Annotated in this window: 1 rRNA gene; it reads right to left on the minus strand. The window is 53.2% G+C overall.

Annotation, left to right across the window (positions count from 1 at the left end):
- Positions 1-1,219: ribosomal RNA gene (locus E0496_RS31905) — 23S ribosomal RNA — on the minus strand; the annotation flags it as partial.

Consider the following 1,219-nt stretch of genomic DNA (forward strand, 5'->3'; position numbering starts at 1 on the left):
ACATGTCATAGCTTCGGTGGTGTGTTTAGCCCCGTTACATTTTCGGCGCAGAGTCACTCGACCAGTGAGCTATTACGCACTCTTTAAATGGTGGCTGCTTCTAAGCCAACATCCTGGTTGTCTTTGCAACTCCACATCCTTTCCCACTTAACACACACTTGGGGACCTTAGCTGATGATCTGGGCTGTTTCCCTCTTGACAATGGATCTTAGCACTCACTGTCTGACTCCCGAGTAGCACGTCTATGGCATTCGGAGTTTGACTGGACTTGGTAACCCTTGGCGGGCCCCGCACCCAATCAGTGCTCTACCTCCACGACGCTCATTCCTCGAGGCTAGCCCTAAAGCTATTTCGGGGAGAACCAGCTATCTCCGAGTTCGATTGGAATTTCTCCGCTACCCCCACCTCATCCCCGCATTTTTCAACATGCGTGGGTTCGGGCCTCCAGTGCGTGTTACCGCACCTTCACCCTGGACAGGGGTAGATCACACGGTTTCGGGTCTACGACCACGTACTTATTCGCCCTATTCAGACTCGCTTTCGCTACGGCTCCGTCTTCCCGACTTAACCTTGCACGTGATCGTAACTCGCCGGTTCATTCTACAAAAGGCACGCCATCACCCATTTAACGGGCTCTGACTTTTTGTAAGCGCACGGTTTCAGGTTCTTTTTCACTCCGCTTCCGCGGTGCTTTTCACCTTTCCCTCACGGTACTGCTTCACTATCGGTCACCAGGGAGTATTTAGCCTTGGCAGATGGTCCTGCCGGATTCCGACGGGGTTTCACGTGTCCCGCCGTACTCAGGATCCGTCTCGGAGGGTGCTTGCTTTCGGTTACAGGGCTTTTACCTGCTCTGGCGGGCCTTTCCAGACCTCTTCGCCTACCAAACACCTTTGTAACTCCATGTGAGACGTCCTACAACCCCAAGAAGCAAGCTCCTTGGTTTGGGCTAATCCGCGTTCGCTCGCCGCTACTGACGGAATCACTATTGTTTTCTCTTCCTCAGGGTACTTAGATGTTTCAGTTCCCCTGGTATGCCTCTACCCAACCTATGTATTCAGTTGAGAGTAACTATCCATTACGATAGCTGGGTTTCCCCATTCGGAAATCCTCGGATCAATGCCTGCTTACGGCTCCCCGGGGCGGTATCGTTGTTCGCCACGTCCTTCTTCGGCTCCTGGTGCCTAGGCATCCTCCGTGCGCTCTTACTAGCTTAACC

Source organism: Paenibacillus luteus (assembly GCF_006542765.1).
GTDB lineage: Bacteria > Bacillota > Bacilli > Paenibacillales > Paenibacillaceae > Pristimantibacillus > Pristimantibacillus luteus.